This is a genomic window from uncultured Mucilaginibacter sp., assembly GCF_937859865.1.
Classification (GTDB): domain Bacteria; phylum Bacteroidota; class Bacteroidia; order Sphingobacteriales; family Sphingobacteriaceae; genus Mucilaginibacter_A.
Genome location: NZ_CALMAT010000164.1, coordinates 1 through 945, shown reverse-complemented (window position 1 = coordinate 945; position 945 = coordinate 1). Strand labels below are relative to the sequence as shown.

Here is a 945-nt window from a genome sequence, read left to right as displayed (position 1 = left end):
GTTATACCCGTGTTGGAAACGAAGCAACACCTTATCAAACAGCAGAATTTTATCTCATCAATTCGCCTTTGGGCGCAACTTCCGGAGTTGGTTCTATCGGTTCGCCTTTTACTTCCACCAACGGAACTTTTAACTCGGTTACACAAGCTAACTTGTTAACGAACGCCAATTTAAAGCCGGAGTTTATTACGGAATTAGAACTTGGAACAGAACTGCAGTTTTTTGATAACCGCATCGGCATTGATTTTACTTATTACAATAAAAAGAGTACATCGCAAATTTTTGAAGTAACGGCCGCGCCGTCTTCCGGTTATACTTCACAAATATTGAACTTGGGAAAAGCAACCAATACGGGAATTGAAATGGCCATAAACCTTTCGCCAATCCGTACGCCGCATGGTTTTAACTGGGATATATCTTCTGTTTTTACCCGAAACCGAAATATTATTAATGATTTGGGCGGCTACAAACAGTTTGTTTACGGCGGCCCGAACGGGACCAGCAGTGTGCATATTGTTGGCCAGCCTTACGGTTTAATTTATGGGAATGCTTATGCGCGAGATAGTGCCGGTGATATTTTGATTGATCCAAACACCGGCAAGCCTTTGGTGTCTGGCGCGTTGCAACCCATCGGCAACCCAAACCCTAATTTTATTTTGGGCATTACCAACAACTTTACTTACCGTAATTTTTCTTTAAGTGTTTTGTTTGATTGGAAGCAGGGCGGGCAATTATATTCAAACACGGTTGGGCAGATGCTTTCGCGCGGTGTAACCAAAGATACCGAAAACCGCGAGTTTCAGATTGTTTCACCAGGCGTTTTGGGCAATGTGAATACGTTAAAACCAATACTTACTGCTGATGGAAAAACGATTCCGAACAATGTAGGGATTTCTTACGAAGATTACTTTTTTAACGGTGGCTTAGGGCCGGGCGCTGTAGACG

1 pseudogene (only partly in view) is annotated in these 945 nt (G+C 43.0%); it reads left to right on the top strand.

Going from position 1 to position 945, the window contains the following annotated elements:
* Positions 1-945, top strand: a pseudogene (locus tag Q0192_RS17475) (TonB-dependent receptor); its annotated part reaches 1053 nt to the left of the window's first position; the annotation flags it as partial.